13 protein-coding genes and 1 tRNA gene are annotated in these 17494 nt (G+C 39.5%); 12 read left to right on the top strand and 2 right to left on the bottom strand.

Annotated features, from left to right (window positions below; translation table 11 throughout):
- Positions 1-113: 113 nt before the first annotated feature.
- On the bottom strand, positions 114-4520 hold the full coding sequence (locus ACTB00_RS03770) for a hybrid sensor histidine kinase/response regulator transcription factor (protein ID WP_463298611.1): 4407 nt from the start codon (positions 4518-4520) through the stop codon (positions 114-116).
- A 144-nt stretch (positions 4521-4664) separates the two neighbouring features.
- Between ACTB00_RS03770 and ACTB00_RS03765 the strand changes: the two genes are divergently transcribed.
- The 11 genes from ACTB00_RS03765 to ACTB00_RS03715 all read left to right on the top strand — a co-directional run bounded on the left by ACTB00_RS03765 (position 4665) and on the right by ACTB00_RS03715 (position 16575).
- Positions 4665-4735, top strand: a tRNA-Cys gene (locus tag ACTB00_RS03765).
- A 298-nt stretch (positions 4736-5033) separates the two neighbouring features.
- On the top strand, positions 5034-6299 hold the full coding sequence (locus tag ACTB00_RS03760; RefSeq protein WP_463298610.1) for a site-specific integrase: 1266 nt from the start codon (positions 5034-5036) through the stop codon (positions 6297-6299).
- Between the two features lie 711 nt (positions 6300-7010).
- Positions 7011-8348, top strand: a complete 1338-nt coding sequence (locus ACTB00_RS03755) for a TolC family protein (protein ID WP_463298609.1) — start codon at positions 7011-7013, stop codon at positions 8346-8348.
- A gap of 12 nt (positions 8349-8360) precedes the next feature.
- Positions 8361-9533, top strand: coding sequence for an efflux RND transporter periplasmic adaptor subunit (locus ACTB00_RS03750; RefSeq protein ID WP_463298608.1), 1173 nt, complete (start codon positions 8361-8363; stop codon positions 9531-9533).
- 33 nt (positions 9534-9566) lie between these two features.
- Positions 9567-10319, top strand: a complete 753-nt coding sequence (locus tag ACTB00_RS03745) for an ABC transporter ATP-binding protein (protein WP_463298607.1) — start codon at positions 9567-9569, stop codon at positions 10317-10319.
- 11 nt (positions 10320-10330) lie between these two features.
- Positions 10331-11542 (top strand): ABC transporter permease, encoded by a 1212-nt coding sequence (locus ACTB00_RS03740; RefSeq protein ID WP_463298606.1) that lies wholly within the window; start codon positions 10331-10333, stop codon positions 11540-11542.
- A gap of 19 nt (positions 11543-11561) precedes the next feature.
- Positions 11562-12233, top strand: a complete 672-nt coding sequence (locus ACTB00_RS03735) for a protein-methionine-sulfoxide reductase heme-binding subunit MsrQ (RefSeq protein WP_463298605.1) — start codon at positions 11562-11564, stop codon at positions 12231-12233.
- A gap of 88 nt (positions 12234-12321) precedes the next feature.
- Positions 12322-13416 carry a sensor histidine kinase gene (locus ACTB00_RS03730; protein ID WP_463298604.1) on the top strand — a complete coding sequence of 365 codons (1095 nt, stop codon included), beginning with the start codon at positions 12322-12324 and terminating at the stop codon, positions 13414-13416.
- Positions 13413-14132 carry a LytR/AlgR family response regulator transcription factor gene (locus tag ACTB00_RS03725; RefSeq protein WP_463298603.1) on the top strand — a complete coding sequence of 240 codons (720 nt, stop codon included), beginning with the start codon at positions 13413-13415 and terminating at the stop codon, positions 14130-14132. Before ACTB00_RS03730 ends, ACTB00_RS03725 begins: the two co-directional genes overlap by 4 nt.
- Positions 14133-14723: 591 nt before the next feature.
- Positions 14724-15866: a sensor histidine kinase gene (locus tag ACTB00_RS03720; RefSeq protein WP_463298602.1), complete on the top strand. Its 1143-nt coding sequence runs from the start codon at positions 14724-14726 to the stop codon at positions 15864-15866.
- Positions 15847-16575 (top strand): LytR/AlgR family response regulator transcription factor, encoded by a 729-nt coding sequence (locus tag ACTB00_RS03715; protein ID WP_463298601.1) that lies wholly within the window; start codon positions 15847-15849, stop codon positions 16573-16575. Before ACTB00_RS03720 ends, ACTB00_RS03715 begins: the two co-directional genes overlap by 20 nt.
- A 54-nt stretch (positions 16576-16629) precedes the next feature.
- Here the strand turns inward: ACTB00_RS03715 and ACTB00_RS03710 are convergent, their stop codons facing one another.
- A complete protein-coding gene (locus ACTB00_RS03710) occupies positions 16630-16752 on the bottom strand; it encodes a hypothetical protein (RefSeq protein WP_463298600.1) in 123 nt (40 codons plus the stop codon).
- Positions 16753-16922: 170 nt separating this feature from the next.
- Here ACTB00_RS03710 and ACTB00_RS03705 point away from each other — a divergent pair, with 170 nt between their 5' ends.
- The gene (locus ACTB00_RS03705; RefSeq protein ID WP_463298599.1) at positions 16923-17255 is read left to right on the top strand and encodes an Arm DNA-binding domain-containing protein; all 333 of its coding nucleotides are present in this window, start codon (positions 16923-16925) and stop codon (positions 17253-17255) included.
- The last annotated feature ends 239 nt before the right edge of the window (positions 17256-17494 follow it).

Here is a 17494-nt window from a genome sequence, read left to right as displayed (position 1 = left end):
CATTCGTGAGTCGCGGAAATCAAAAAAAACGATCCTAGCGTTGTGAAGATTATATTTAAAACGATCTTCTTCAAAAAAAAAATTTAGTCGATAAACGGAATTACCACTATGAACTATCGGTTTTGCTTTTGGTATTCAGAGGGTGTTTTACCAAAGTGTTTTTTAAATATCCGACTGAAGTACTCCGGGTCACTGTACCCAACATCAAAGGCTACTTCAGAAACGGTGATGCCGCCTGAGCATAATAACTCAGCTGCCTTTTTCATTCGTATAATTCGAACAAAATCTTTGGGAGAGTAGCCGGAAATTCCCTTCATCTTTTTGTAAAACACCGTTCGCCCAAAGCCAAATTCCGGAAGCATCTTGTCCACCGAAAAATCAGAGTCAGTCATGTTTTCCTCAACCAAACGAATAACCTTATCCATAAACTCCTGATCGGTCTTTGAGCTTGTAAGCTCCTTGGTTTTAACATTGGTATCTTTCCCAAAGCGCTCCCTGAGCTGTTTCCGCTGCTTCAGGATGTTTTGAACCCGCTTTTCAAGATACACCATATTAAATGGCTTGGTGATATAATCATCAGCACCTATTTCAATTCCTTCAATTTTATGCTCCTCCAGCGATTTTGCGGTTAACAGGATAATTGGAATATGACTGGTGTAAAACTCATTTTTCAAAATTCCGGTTAACTCCAAACCATCCATTTCAGGCATCATCACGTCGCAGATAATTAAATCCGGGTTCTCCTTTCGAGCTAATTTCACCCCTTCTTTTCCGTCATAAGCTTGTAACACATTGTATTTCTGAGAAAGATGTTCTACCAAAAACTTTTGTAAATCGGGGTTATCTTCCACGATTAGAATTTGATCTCTTTTACCTGTTTTGGCTGCTTTACTTATTGAATCATCTTCTGGTTCATCATCCTTTATGGTATCAATATACTGCCTTGTATAACTTGGCTCTCTATAGGCTGTTTGCACTTCACTCATATCATCGGCAGGAACAAGAACTCCCACAAACCTGATTTTAAATGAACTTCCTTCTCCTCGTTTACTTTCAACAAAAATTTCGCCTCCCAACAAGTCAACCAACTCACGACACAGAGACAACCCAATACCTGTACTCGATTCGTCTTTCCATTTAGATCGGTTTCCCAAATTAAATCGGTCGAAAATATGAGGTAAATCCTTCTCCCGGATTCCTTCACCCTCATCAATTACGGCAATTGTCAGTTCTCCATTCATTTCATCACTCGACAATTCAAGTCTGATTGACCTTTCAGATTCGGTGTGTTTAAAAGCGTTTGACAACAAATTGAACACTATTTTTTCAAGCGCTTTATAGTCAAGGTGGGCTCTCAAGCTCTTTTTATCGTGTATAAAAGAAAAATGAATATTCTGCTTTTTTGAAAATGGCAGAAATGCCTGGTAAATTTCATTTAAGAAATCAACAGGATCACCGTTAATTTTATTGAGCTTAAAAAATCCTTTCTGAATTTTTCTAAAATCCATTAGCTGGTCAATCAACTCTAATAAACGTCGGGTATTTCGTTTCACCATTTTCAACGAGCTAAACATTTCTGCCGGAAGTTTTGCATTTGCGAGCATATCTTCAACAGGACCAAGAATCAGGGCTAGTGGAGTTTTGAACTCATGTGATATGCTTGTGTAAAATTTTAATTTATCGTCGGCTATCTGCTTTTCGAATTCGACCTCGTGCTTCAACTTAATTCTTTCGAGTGTAAAACGCCGCACTAAAAAAAGGATACCCGCAATTAATAATGTATAGAGCAAGTAGGCCCAGGCCGTTTCCCATGGCGGGGGAGTGATTGTGATTGCCAGCTTCATCTCCGGGTTTACCCATAGCCCATCGCTATTTGATGCCTGAAGCCGGAATTGATAATCTCCGGGCTCCAATTCGCGATAAATGGCAGTATTTAAATTACCCGAGTTATTCCAGTTTTGCTCATACTCTTCAAGCTTAAATTTATATTGAATCTTTGAGGGAGCCTTATAATCCAAAGCTGCAAACTCAAATGTGAGGAAATTTTCGTCATAATTTAAATGAATAGCTTGAGAGGAATCACCTAAAACACTGCGAGCACGATTTAATTTTTTTTGACTGGTTTTCCCATTGATTTTGAAATCAGTTAAAACAATCGGGGCTTGCCGGTACGATTTCTTAATGGAATCAGGATTAAACCAAATCATCCCTGAGATATGTCCAAATATTAATTTGCCTGTGGACGTTTTCAAGGCTTCTCCCTCCGAAAAAGAATTTTCAGTTAAACCGTCAGCAATATAATAGTTATCTACGCCACCTATCGTCGGATTGTATTTATTCAAGCCAAAGTCGGTTCCAATCCACAGCGTTTGATCTCCATCTTCAACAATACTTAAAACAAGATTGCTCGATAAGCCATCCGTTTGCTGGAAGGTTTCAAAATAAAACTCATCTCGATCTTTTGTTCCAACATATCTATTGACACCTCCTCCATAGGTTCCCACCCATAGCCGGTTCTTGAAATCCTCAGTAATACATATAATATCGTTGTGCGACAATCCCCCCACAGCATCTGACCGTTCGATCGTAATATATTTTTTATCGTCTGTCTGCCGATACTCGGAACTTAAAAAATTTAGCCCACTGGCGGTACCAATCCACATATTTCCGTCATGATCTTCTAAAAAGCACCGAACCCGATTATCGGAAATAGAGAATTTATCATTTTCATTATGCGTGTAATTAAGAAACTGTTGATCGGGAAGTAATGGATTTTTGATGACATTCACACCTCCATGATAAAGCGCCACCCACATCTGGCGGTTACGGTCTTCGTGCAAATCGAAAACGTCGTTATACGCTAACGAAGCGGGGTTGTCGGGATCGGAAACCAGTCGGGAAATTTCCAGTTTACCCGGTTGAATCGAAGAGGCTTTTTCCGGCAAATTCCTGATCACATAAATTCCGCTTCCTTTTGTCGCAATCCAGATTTGCCGTTTATAATCTTCTTCAAAGGCATAAACACCACTTGAAATCGAAATACCCTCAAGAATATCATTCAACACAAAAAGTTGATTAAAATTTTGATCATAAACAACAATATCACCCCGTTTATCTCCTGTCCATATCCAATTTCTGCTATCTTCAAAAATAGCTCGCACTTCATTCGAAAAATCCTTTTTCGTAGAATTGTCCAGTTGTAAAGAATGAAAATTCGTTTTCCGGAGATTTGCTTTGTTGGCTCCCCTTTTATAGGTTCCTATCCATATATTGCCAGACTGATCGCCAGCCAACGACAACACAAGGTTTGAGGACAAACTCTCCGGATTATCGTCGTCGTGCAAGTACTGCTCAAAGGTATCTGTATCCCGGTTAAACCTTGAAACGCCACCACCATATATACCAACCCACAAATTACCATTGACATCTTCGTAAAAGAGTTGCTTCTCACCTTCTAATATTGACTGTCGAATTTCGGGACTTAGCGGATATTGCGTGAATCGTTTTTCACGAACCTGAAAACGTGTAACTCCCCTCCTGCTGGTAACCAACCAAAAATCGCCATTCATATCCTGATAGCACGACGAAATATACTCTGTTACAAGTTCGCTATTTCGACTGTTATAGTGCGTAAGCCCGCCTGTTGTTTTATCGATTAATACCAATCCCTTTAAAGAGCCGATGCACAAATATCCAAATTTGGACTCTTCTATAAACGTTATATTAGACCTTCGGGCTCCAGAAGTCGCAGTTTTCCATACTAACTCTTGTTGATCGCCGTTTAGCTTAAAAAGTTCGCCATTTAAACAGCCCACCCAAATACTTTTGGCAGACTCATATAACGCAGTAATTGACAGAGAAGGCTCGTTCAAAAAATACTGAAAATCAGGTGTCCCATCTTGTTTAATTCGATCATTGGGTAAGTAACACAATCCGGCGGACGTACCAAACCAAACGCCTCCATCACGCCCTTTTTCAATAAAGTTCAGACTATTGGAAGTCAAGCCATTTTCCACATTAAAGAAATCCAGTTCGAATTCCTCCGAATCTGTTTTCGAAATAACTCTGGCACAGCCCCCTCCGTTAATATTCAGCCAAACAACGCCGGGAGACGATTCGTATATTGAATGTACCTCCAATGTTTTTAACTGATCGCTAAAAGCTACCGGGAAATTGACAAATTTTTCAGTTTTCGGATCAAAGCGATGGGCATTTTCGTCGTATGTTGAAACCCAAATATACCCGGCACCATCCTGAAATATATCCCGAACCTTATTGTTGCTTATTGAAGTAGAGTCGTTGGGTGCGTAGTTGAATGTTTTAAATTTCTGCCCGTCATACCTGCTTAGTCCATTCAATGTGCCAAACCACATGTAACCTTGCTGATCCTGAAACATCGTACGCACCGAATTATTCGCCAGCCCGTCCTCAATCGATAAGTTCTCAAAACTGAGCTCACTCTGACTAAAAGACTGGTCAAATGAAAAAACCAGAAAAAATATGCAAATCAAATATTTCATTCACCTTGTTTAGCTTCCGCTAAAATAGAAATAATAAAAAAACCAACCGACATGATTAAGAAAAGATAATTGGTTAAATTCCTTGCTGATTTTTCTTGTTGAAAAGTAGAAAATTTTACTACATTTGCAGTCCGATAACAAAATGGTCTCTTGGCCGAGTGGCTAGGCAGCGGTCTGCAAAACCGCGTACGGCGGTTCGAATCCGCCAGAGACCTCTTTTTAGGATTCCAAACGACATCAAAAGCCAGTAAATCGTTGATTTATTGGCTTTTTATATTTTTTAACATATCAAAATAATCCAATCAAAACCATATTGCTGGTGTACGATCCGGTGAGCTTTTTTTTATACTAAATTTGCTCACCAGCATCCGTGCATTGATTTGTATATCTGAAGGATACGGAAACAGAACTCATTAATTTATTGACAAAAATGATCTTGTTTGAAGCATTTTCCGGTGAGCAAAAATGGGGTCATCAAATAAAACAGTTCAGAACACACTAAAACAAATGAATATGGAAACGATGCAAACATTTGGAATTCAGTTTATCACAAGACAAAGCAGAGAAAAAAATGATCTAAAAAGCCAACGAATTTTTGCCCGAATTACCATCAATGGTTCAAGGGCAGAAATCTCATTAAAACAACGAGTGGAACCTAAGGACTGGAATTCAGTCAAAGGAATGGCAAAAGGCAAATCAGGAGAGCAAAAAAAACTCAACCAATTTCTGGATCAGGTAAGAACAAAATTATCTAACATCTACAGGGAACTTATGGTCGAAGGAGAGCTGCCCACTCCCAAGGCTGTAAAAAACCACTTTCTTGGAATTAAAGAACAGGGCAAAACTCTGCTCGTCGCTTTTGACTATCATCAAAAGATATCCACGAGTGACCTTTCAGAATCAACCCTCCAACATTATGAAACTACCGGGAAATATGTGAGAGAATTTCTACACAAACACCTCCAGACATCCGATATATATCTTTCGAAAATAAACTACAAATTTATTACTGACTTTGAGTATTTTCTGAGAACACGACAACCAACGGATCATATAAAACCATTATCCAACAATGGAATAATGAAGCACCTGGAACGTGTACGTAAAGTCATCAAATTAGCGAAGAAACTTGAATGGACAAACAAGAATCCATTTGAGAGCTATCAAATTAAGTTCAAGAAATTTGATCGTGAATATCTGGAACCAGACGAACTGCAAATTCTGGAAAATGCAGAATTCAAGGTAGATCGCCTAAAATACACCAAAAATCTCTTTATATTCAGCTGCTATACAGGTCTCGCCTATAGTGATGCCATTCGGTTAAAATTGGAAAATATTCACCTCGGAATTGACGGAAACTATTGGATTATTACAACACGAAAAAAGACCAATACCGCATTAAGACTTCCAATATTGCCTAAAGCCCAGGAAATAATTGAGAAGTACAAGGATCACCCCCGTTCAGTGCATCGCGGAACAGTATTCCCTGTTATTTCTAATCAAAAATTGAATAATTATCTCAAGGAAATAGCAGATATCTGTGGAATTAAAAAGAACCTCACTTTTCATTTGGCCCGGCACACTTTTGCCACCACGGTAACCCTTAGTAACGGGGTCCCGATCGAAACGGTCTCAAAAATGCTTGGACACACCTCGTTGCAAACGACACAGATTTATGCCAGAATTGTTGATACCCGCATATCTGATGACATTTCAATTCTGAAATCAAAACTTGAAACGAAGGAAATTCCGACAAACAAAGTTAACCATTTGAAGTAATAAAGAGTCGATTGAATTCATTCAATATGTTTACGGGGAACGGATCATATATGTCAATTGCACGGAATAAACTGCAGACTCCATTTCTTTTGCACGTTCCTTTACTTTTCGTTCAAAGTCCTCCACCTGCAGATGGATCTTTTGACCCACTTTTCATCGCGGTTGTAACGAAAGATATCCTCCAATCAAGGGAAGGAGTGTCCCCCTGGAAACCGATTTGGGATGTAATCGGTACTCCTTGTGGTCGTCGTTGCCTTTGGCAGTATACCCGTATAGCAATTGAAAACAAACAGGTCACGGACTTATCTCAGCCTTTCAATTTATAAATGCTTGTCTCAATTGCTTCAAGCTCTATTTCGGTAAAACAATCTTGGTGAACTCTTTTGAATTTCAGTCGGTAGGCAGCAATTAGGATTTTCTCAATCCACTCCTTTCAAACAGCTAAATTCGCCAGTTTCCGTAGCCTTCGTACTTGTTCAAGAAATGTATTGAGTTTCTTGTATTCGTCCGGCAACCAATCCAAGTGAGAATCTAAAAAGTGCATGTGACGACCTCAGAGGGTATTTGTAGAACCTGAAACCCGAAAATGAAGACTTTCCCTGCCGGTTTTTTCTGAAAATCGGCCTAAACGTCGGTAAAAAATGCCCTTACTTCGATTCCCTTTTTTACTCGCTGATTGCTCCGGTACATTTACAGGCAAATTAGAAACATATGAAAACAAGTCAAACAACCATGATCTTTATGAGCCTGATCTTCCTGCTCACCACGCTGGGGGTACAAGCTCAAGACGAACCCTGGACACTGGAAGCGTGCATTCTTTATGCTCTGCAGGAAAACATCCGGGTGAAACAAGCCGACCTGACAGGACAACGCAATGAACTGTACTCCGAACAAGCCAGGGCTGCCAAACTCCCCTCATTGAGTGGTTCCGTTTCCCAAAACTTCAACTGGAACAAAAGCCTGCAAACGGCCAGTGGGCAGTACGGCAGTCTGGAAGGTGCCAACAGCACAAGCTATGGTCTCAACTCAAGCATGCTCCTGTTTAACGGGATGAAGCTAAACAACCAGGAAAAGCAAGCTGAACTGAATTTGCAAAGTAGTTATTACTATGCCGAGACGATCAAAGAATCGATCGAACTAAGTATTCTCCAGGCATTCTTGCAAGTGCTGTATGCGCAGGAAAATGTAACAAACGCCCAAAAACAAATTGAAGCCACGACGGAACAATTAGCCTTGGCCGAAGAGCGGCTGAACCTGGGTATGATCTCTCAATCGGATTATCTGCAAATCAAATCGCAGCTGGCCGCCGAAAAACTAACACTGGCCAATGCATACAGTGTCCAATCCATTGCTAAAGTCAGTCTCATGCAATTGATGGAGCTTCCGGTTGACAATGGGTTCGAAATAGCCTCTCCCCTGCTGGAGTCGCTTCTGGAAAAACAGGTTCAACCCAACGCCTTCGAAATTTACCAGCAGGCACTTGCTATAAAACCACAAATTAAAATGACCGAACTGGACCAACAAAGCGCCCGGCTCGAAGAAAGGATTGCCAAAGCTAGTCTGCTGCCAAGTTTGTCGTTGAACGCGAACCTCGGAACCAATTATTCCAGTTTGCAGTCGGGCTTCGACTATTCCAGCCAGTTGAAAAATCAAATCAGCCCATCGGTCGGATTAAGTTTATCCATTCCCATTTTTCAGAATAAACAAGCTCAAACCAGTATTGGCCTGGCAAAAATCAGTATCACCGATGCCGAACTGGAAGCAATCAATACCCGGAATGAGTTACGCAAGGAAATTGAACAAGCCACGGTCGATGCCCTTTCAGCGCAATCGGAATACAAGGCCAGTATGGAGCAATTTCAGGCGGTTCGGGAATCAAACGAGGTAGCCAACGAAAAGTACCAGATCGGGCTGATGAATTCGGTGGACTATTTGTTTGAAAAAACCAACCTGATCACCGCCGAAAGCGCGTTGCTACAATCAAAATACCAGCTCATTTTCACAGCCAAAATACTTGATTTTTACAAAGGAATTCCATTAACACTTTAATATACAGTACAAATGAAAAATAAAACTTTATATATCGGAGCAGCTGTTGTGATAGTCGTTGGAGGATTAATACTTGGCCTATCAACTGGGAAAACAGAAATGATAAAGCTTGAAACAGCAAAAATAACTCGAGGAAATGTAAGTAATATCATTACAGCAACCGGAGCATTGGAAGCTGTAGAAACTGTAGAGGTTGGTACTCAGGTTTCTGGTGTTATTCAAAAAATTTATGTCGATTATAATTCACAGGTAAAAAAAGGACAATTGCTAGCTCAGCTGGATGAAACACCACTCAGAGCTCAGTTAGATCAAAGTAAGGCCACCGTTGATCAGGCAGAAGCACAGGTGAAATACCAAAAAGCAACCTATGAGCGATATAAAACACTAATCGGTAAAAAATTAATAGCCCAGTCTGATTTTGATCTTCAGGAATACAATTGCAACAATGCTGTTGCTGCGTTAAATCAAGCCCAGTCAGCCTACGACAAGAATAAAATCAACCTGGATTATGCTACCATTACTTCGCCTATTGATGGAATTATACTTGAAAGATCGGTAGATGAAGGGCAAACTGTAGCGTCGAGCTTCAATACACCAACCATGTTTATTATTGCAAATGACCTGACACAGATGCAGGTTGAGGCTGATGTTGATGAGGCTGATATAGGTAAGGTATATACAGGACAACGGGTTGATTTTACTGTTGATGCATATCCTGACTTGGTATTTGAAGGGAAAGTTACACAGATCCGCTTGCAACCTGTTGAAACTTCAAATGTGATTACTTACACTGTTGTCATTACGGCTCCGAATCCAGACAAGAATTTAATGCCAGGTATGACTGCAAGTGTTTCATTTTATCCTGCAGAAAAGGATAAAACATTAATCCTTCCGGCAAGGGCTTTAAATGTATCAATTGATCAGAGTGAAATAAAGATTTATGCAAAAAGTAATCCTGAAGTGACGATTGAAGAAGCTAGCTTGAAAACTAGTTCAGAGAAAGAAAGATTAGTTTGGATTCAGAATGGGAATACGATCTCACAGAGAAAAGTTGTAGTTGGAAATACGGACGAAGCAAACTATGAGCTTTTATCCGGACTTAACGAAGGCGATGAAGTGCTGACTACTTTTGAGCCGGAAAAATCGGAAAGTAAAAAATCCGTTTTTGGACCAGGCCCCAGATAGTCATCATGAAACTTAAAAAGGAAGGAAGCAAAAATGTCTGAAAAGAAAACAATTATAGAAGTTAAAGATCTCAAAAAAGAATTTGATCTGGGAGAGGTAAAGGTTCATGCGTTGAGAGGTATTAACCTGCAAATCAAAGAAGGGGAGTTTGTAGCGATCATGGGAACAAGTGGATCTGGAAAGTCAACCATGCTAAATATACTTGGGTGTCTTGACCGACCAACTTCTGGAGAATACATCATTGACGGTGTTCCAATAAATGATTTGACTAAGAATGAATTAGCTGGATTGCGCAACACCAAACTTGGATTTGTTTTTCAGTCTTATAACTTGCTGTCACGAACCACTGCCCTTGAAAATGTTGAACTTCCACTATATTACAATTCGAAGATAAAAGCGAAAGAACGTAAAGAAAAAGCAATAGCAGCATTAGAAGCGGTTGGTTTAGCTGACAGGATGCACCATACACCCAATCAATTATCCGGGGGACAGCAACAGCGTGTTGCTATCGCCCGGTCGTTAGTCAATGATCCTGTGGTGATCCTGGCTGATGAAGCAACAGGGAACCTGGATACGAGAACGTCCTACGAGATTATGTCCTTATTTCAAAAATTGAATGAAGAAGGCAAAACGATCGTCTTTGTTACCCATGAACCTGATATTGCAAGGTTTACAAGTCGTCAGGTTATTTTTAGAGATGGGCATGTGATTAGTAAGGAATTGGTTAAAGACAGGCTTTCAGCAGCCAAAATGCTGGCCGAATTACCAGTTGAAGAGGACTATTAAATATTTACAAAATGAATTACTTAAATACATTTAAAATAGCGCTTACAGCTATAAGAAGAAATAAGCTTCGGGCATTCCTCACCATGTTGGGTATTATCATTGGAGTTGCATCAGTTATTGCGATGTTGGCAATGGGCGAAGGATCAAAGTCATATATCAAAAATCAGATGTCAGGTTTGGGAACCAATTTAGTGATGATCATGCCGGGAGCAGAGGCCCATGGACCCGTACGAAGTTCGGGTACTTCAAAGTTAGAGATGAGTGATCTGGAAGCCATAGCCAGAAATCAATATGTTGCTGCAATATCCCCTTTAGTACAGTCCAGTGCTCAGGTAGTTTATGGGAATAATAACTGGTCAACCTCAATTTATGGTGTAACACAAGAGTATCTCCCAATAAAAAACCTTGTTATTGGTTCCGGTCGGGTTTTTACAGTGAAGGAGCTTCATGCTCTCGAGAAAGTGTGCATTATTGGGCAAAAAGTAGCTACTGAGTTGTTTCCGCAGGGTGAAGATCCACTGGGAAAAACAATCCGGGTAAAAAATACTCCTTTTAAAGTGATCGGGATTTTACAGGATAAAGGAACAGCATCTATGGGACAAGATCAAAATGATGTTATTATTGCACCTTACACGACAGTCCAAAGAAGGTTATTGTCCATTGATTATATTCAAGGAATTAATTTGTCGGTGACAGATGATAAAGATTCAGAAGCTGCTGTTGCTGAAATTAAACAAATTTTGAGAAGAGAACATAAAATTAAAGAAGGAGACGATGATGATTTCAATATCATGTCTCAATCAGAGATGATTAGTACTGTTTCAACAGTGATTGATGCCATTAAATATTTACTGGGGGCAATTGCCGGAATTTCATTATTAGTGGGAGGTATTGGTATTATGAATATCATGCTTGTTTCAGTTACTGAAAGAACCCGTGAAATTGGACTCCGTATGTCTGTTGGTGGACGTGGTAATGATATTCTGTTGCAATTTCTGATTGAAGCTGCTGTGCTTAGTGTACTTGGAGGAATTATCGGGATTATTATCGGATATTTACTTGCAACATTTGCCGGTAATATGTTAGGAGTTGAGGCACTTGTCCGGCCTTATTCCGTTGTGTTATCTTTCTCTGTTTGTGTTGGTATTGGATTGTTTTTCGGATGGTATCCTGCCCGAAAAGCTGCGAATTTGAATCCGATTGATGCCATTCGATATGAATAATTAACACGATTAAACTATTATGAACTGGATAAAACAAAATTGGGGATGGATGACAGTGATCCTCCTTGCATTTCTTCCGTTAATTGGCGTTATCCAAATGATCAAGCTGGATTTCTCGGGATCAGCTGAATCATGGATGACAATGGATTCCTTTACTGTACAAGGCCATGAACCTGAAGAGTTGTTTCGGGAAGTTTCAGGAGTTCAAATGGCGGTTAAGGAAACCGGGGAATGGGCTATCCGTTGGATTGTTATTATTTTGAGTCTAACTCCATTTTCAATTCTGACGGGAAAAAAACCATCTCTGCCGGTGAGACAGGCTACAGGAATAACTGCATTTGTTTATGCTTTTTTGCACCTGTTGTTCTTTATTATTGACAAAGGTCTGGTAGAGACTTTTAGAGAAGTTGGATATGTTCTTGGACTTATAGCAACATTAATTATGCTTGTATTAGCCGTCACCTCCAATAAACAATCAATAAAATTTCTTCGGAAAAACTGGAAAAAACTCCACAGGTTTGCTTATTTGTCCGGGATTCTGGCTGTTTTACATGTTGCTCTCTTGGAGCATGGCGACTGGATTCCTTACCTAATTATTCTTGTAATTGGATTTTTAGTCAGAATTCCCTTTATAAAGGAAGGAATCTTAAACCGAAGAATCCGCAAAGCAACTGAATTGGGTTGGGACTAGATAAAGGCATCCTGATTTCTTTTCGATCCCTGGATTATCAAATACTGTTTTTAGGATCTAATAATTATCTTTGAGAAATATGAACCTCATGTTTAAATCACTATCAATACCAAATAAAACAATCAAGTGGTCGCTCCACTCCATTGCCTGGATCATCATTATTACTATTCCGATTTATATCAGCATGTCATTTGGTGATGGTGACACACATCGATTGTATTCATTTTATTTACATACCACATCAGCAGCAATTATTTTTTATGTGGGCTACATTTGGCTGGTTCCAAATTTCTATCTACAGAAAAAAAAGCTCATGTATTTTTTTCTGGTTGGCGTATTAATTATTGCCACCTTCTACCTGGCCAATTTTATTGAAGATAACTTCCTGTTTAATCCGAGGAAGGATGCAGAATTCGAGAAAAATTTAGAAAAATTGAATGGGGTAAATCCCAATTCTTCACCGCCATTCAAAGCCATTGGTTTTTATATCCATTTTCTTTCATCGTCTCTTATTTCTGGATTTGCGATGGGACTAAGGGTAATCGAAAAACTAAACAAAAATGAGCAGAAGCAAAAAGAACTGGAAAAAGAAAAATTAAATTCGGAGCTCGCCTTTTTGAAAAACCAGATCAGCCCCCACTTCTTTTTCAACACATTGAATAATATTTATTCGCTGATTGGGATTGATCAGCTTGAAGCACAAGCCTCGGTTCACAAGTTATCCAAGCTTATGCGCTACCTGCTTTATGAGTCGGAATTGGGAGAATCAACGCTAACCGATGAAATTAATTTCATGAACCATTATATTGATCTGATGAAACTCCGCCTGAGTAACAAGGTTATTTTATCGGTTTCAATTCCCGACGATGCCGCACCACTCAGCATTCCGCCGCTGTTGTTCATTCCCTTCATCGAAAATGCGTTTAAGCATGGCGTGAGCTACCGCGAACCTTCCTTCATTTCAATAAGCATGCGGGTCGAAGGAACGCAAATTACGTTTCAGGCAAAAAATAGCCTGGGTTCAGCAAACCAACTGAAAGATGAACAGCATTCAGGAATTGGCCTGGAAAATGTAAAAAAGCGCCTGAACCTGCTCTTTCCTGATGCTCATCAGCTAAACATTCAGCAAACTGCTGATAAATTTACCGTCAACTTGCAATTCAATGCAAAACCCCTAACATGATAAAACTACGCACGATAGCGCTCGATGATGAACCTCTGGCCCTGAAGCTGGTTACGGACTTCGTTCAAAAGACACCTTTCCTCGAATTGTCCGGAACATTTGACAATCCCATTGATGCCATTGAATTTCTTTCGGATGAAACAGTTGACCTGATCCTGCTGGATATCCAGATGCCGGATCTCACGGGAATTGAATTCTCCAAAACCTTACAAAATTCATCGAAGATTATCTTCACAACAGCCTACGAACACTATGCGCTGGAAGGCTTTAAACTGAATGCCGTGGATTATTTGCTGAAGCCGTTTAATTATCCTGAATTTTTGACAGCCGTCCAAAAAGCGAAAAAGCTGATCGAATTGGAACAGGCAGCCTTGCCAACTCTGGAAGCCAACAATCAGTTTTTGTTTCTAAAATCAGAATACAAAATCAGGCGAATCAATTTCAACGATATCCTATACATTGAAGGTCTGAAGGACTATGTCAAAGTCCACCTGCAAAATGACGAAAAGCCCATCCTCTCCATTAATACAGTCAAATCACTCGAGGAAAAGCTCCCCGCCGACCGCTTTATGCGGGTGCATCGTTCGTTCATTGTCAATCTCGATAAAATTGAAACCATTGAACGCAGTCGTATTGTTTTTGGTAAAATCTATATTCCAGTGAGTGACCAATACAAGGAAAAGTTTCAGGAATTTTTGAATGAGAATTTTCTATAAAAGATTGATTTGTACTTTGGATATCATAGTGGATTACTTCTTTTTTTTAACCGTCGATAGAATTGAAAATTGTTTGATAAACTTATCTTTGTTCGAGCCTTAATAATCTGATCGGGAAAAGACTTATGCATCGTTTTTATGGCACCCCAGAATTTACGTTGGCCCGCTTGTCCGCTTTTGTGGAGAAAGACTACCAAGTGATTGGCTTAAATACGGTGGCTGGCAAGCCAACGATCCGTTAAAAACACTCTTTGGAAAATAATTTGATATTGTTCATACCGACCAACAAGTAGTTTTAATCACAACATCATTGATGGGAAATATTCGGCTGCTTTTGCTGAAAGATGCAGAACTGATAGAGAACCCGGACGAAAGTTAACACCGGTGCAGTTTTGGAATAACTCCTACTAGATTTGCATTTCCGGCTTAAAAAAAAGCACGAAAAGTCTGTCTGCGAAAAACAAGGCTGCCTTTTTTCTCGCCAATTTCTAACAAAAAATAAACAAGCTTAAAAAAAATTAAAATGATTTGATACTATCCTAAAAAGTTCAACTTTTGCGTTATTATTTCTTTTGTTCCTTAGATAAAACAATGACGAAAAGCTCCTATGCGAAACTCCTGACAATTTTTCTACACATTTTTATGTGGGGGCTTCTATTTCTATTTTTCCTTTGGGTAGTCAATTTTAGGCATATCTTTTTAAACGGGTCAGCGGACGACGCCCAAGTATCCATCCACCGGATTTTTGGATATTCGCGAATACTGGTCACCGTTGGACTATTTGCTGCGATCTTTTACCTGAATTACTATTTTTTAATTCCGCGCTATCTTTCGAACAAGAAATTCAAAAAATATGCAGGGTCAATCGTCTCAATTCTACTTGTGGTGAGCGGGATCTCCTATTTGAACCGGCCCGAACCGCCTGAGTTTATGCAGAACAGAACGCCGCCGCCTGCAAGAAATCTTGGAGATGCTCCAAATTTCGAGCGGTTCGAGCCACCCAAGCGATTAATCTTTTTCAGCTTCGGAGATCTATTGCTGAGTGTTATAGCACTAACAATCAGCACCAGCATCCGGGGAACAAGAGAATGGTTTGAGAATGAAAAGCAATTGAAGGATATTGAGAACCAAAAACTGACGGCCGAGCTTTCGTATCTGAAAGCCCAGATTAACCCGCACTTCTTCTTCAATACGCTAAATGGAATATATGCCCTCGCTCGGAAAAAATCCGATCATACTCCGGATGTTATTTTGAAACTATCTGATTTGATGCGCTATATCATTTATGAGGCAAACACGGCCAAAGTTTTGTTGAGCCGTGAAATTTCGCACATTGAAAACTACATTGAGCTGCAAAGAATCAGGCTGAATGAGATTGTTCAGGTTCATTTTCAGGTTCATGGCAACGCGGGATTTATGCAAATTGAACCCCTGCTTTTTTCCGTTTTTCTCGAAAATGCCTTTAAGCATGGCATTGACTATAGCCGGCCCGGAAAAATTGATATTTCACTAACGATTAAAGAGCACCAGTTGATTTTTATGATTGCCAATCCAATCCTTCAAAATAAGAAAGAAACGCAAAACCCGGGTAGTGGTTTGGGTTTGGAAAATATTAGACAGCGTTTACATCTGGTTTATCCCGATCGGCACAACCTTAAGATTTACCAGAAAGATGAACGACATATCGTTGAACTCCACTTAAATATAACAACCGATGAAGTGTATAATAATTGATGATGAACCATTGGCCCAGCAAATCATTGAAGATTACGTAGGTATGATCCCGTTTCTGAAGTTGGAGAAGAAATGCAATTCCGTATTTGATGCACTGGAAGTTCTTCAAAAAACGAGAATAGACTTGATTTTCCTTGATATTCATCTACCGAATGTTTCAGGGATTGAATTTATCAGCAGCCTGGAGAACCGGCCGTTGTTTATTTTTACAACCGCATACTCAGAGCATGCGCTTGAGGCCTTTGATTTAAGCGCTGTTGATTATTTACTGAAACCAATTTCTTTTACACGTTTTCTAAAGGCCACCAACAAGGCGTATCATCTTTATTCAACCAATCAAAACAACAGGCGTGAAGAGCATGCCGAGGTACCCGAAGCTGACCAGGAATACATCTTGGTCAAGTCGGACTACCAATCAGTTAAAATAAAGCTTAGCCAGATTTTGTACATCGAAGGATTGAAAGACTATGTCAAGATTTATTTGCAGCATGAAGCGAAGCCTGTTATCACCTTGAATTCGCTCAAACGTATGAGCGAAAATCTTCCTGATGGTCACTTTCTTCGGGTTCACAAGTCGTTTATCGTGAACACCAACAAGATAAAATCAGTCACTAAAAACCGGATTATTATCCACGATCGTTGGATTCCTGTGGGCGACAGCTACAAAAGCGATTTCCAAAATTCAGTCATCAATAAATTTGCCTTATAACTTCCAATTCCAATGAAGTTCATGGTCGGTGGAATACGATCAAGCCTTTTGGGCTTAATTGTATTTTGGACGGCTAAACCAGGCGTCTTTTAGCGAAAAGCCCAGTCGAAAGCGAAAGAAGTTCTCTTGAATCAGGTTTTTATTTGTGGTTCCTTGTTTTCCGAATTCAAAGCTCATATCGATACGTGATTTTTGATTCTGAATGGGAAGCCCAAAACCAAATGACAGAACAATTTCATCCAATTGAATATCCCGCAAATTGAGGTAGGGCTGGGCATATTAAAACCCCAGTCGGTAATTCATTTGCTTATAATAGGCGTCCCTCAAGTTACTTGATGGTAAATATTATGGCAACAGTTAAAGCAGTACTCCGTAAAAAAAATAATCCTGAAGGGCAATATCCAATTGCCATTAGAATCACCAAAGACAGAAAAAGTACTTATCTAGGAACTGGTCAGTATATTGAAGAAAAGTATTGGGATGAGAAAAATAGATGCGTTAGAAAATCCCATCCTAATGCTAGTATTAGCAATAATTTTATAATCACAAAAGTTGCTGAGGCAAATAAAAAAACTCTTGAAGCCGAAAGCAGCACAGATTACCAAACTGTCAATTCAATTAAGAAAAGAATTAGACAAAACAAAAAGGTCGATTTTTCAAGGTTGCAAATATGCACCTGACAAACCTTAAAAATAGAGGAAACCATCATCAATACGATACTGAGGTTGGTCGGCTAAACAAATTCAAAACGTTTCTTTAAAAAAGGAGTTGCTCTTCAACGAGTTAAATGTCCCTCTTCTGAAAAATTTTGAGGCTTATCTACTTCGGGTTTGCTGATTTTCTCAAATCTTAGATATAATACACTGATTATCAACATTTATTTGTTCATATTTTCAAGACTGATGATTGGCATAAATGT

The sequence above is a fragment of the Sunxiuqinia sp. genome (genome assembly GCF_055140945.1).
Note: the sequence above shows the minus strand (reverse complement) of the source record. Positions and strands in the feature narration are given on the sequence as shown.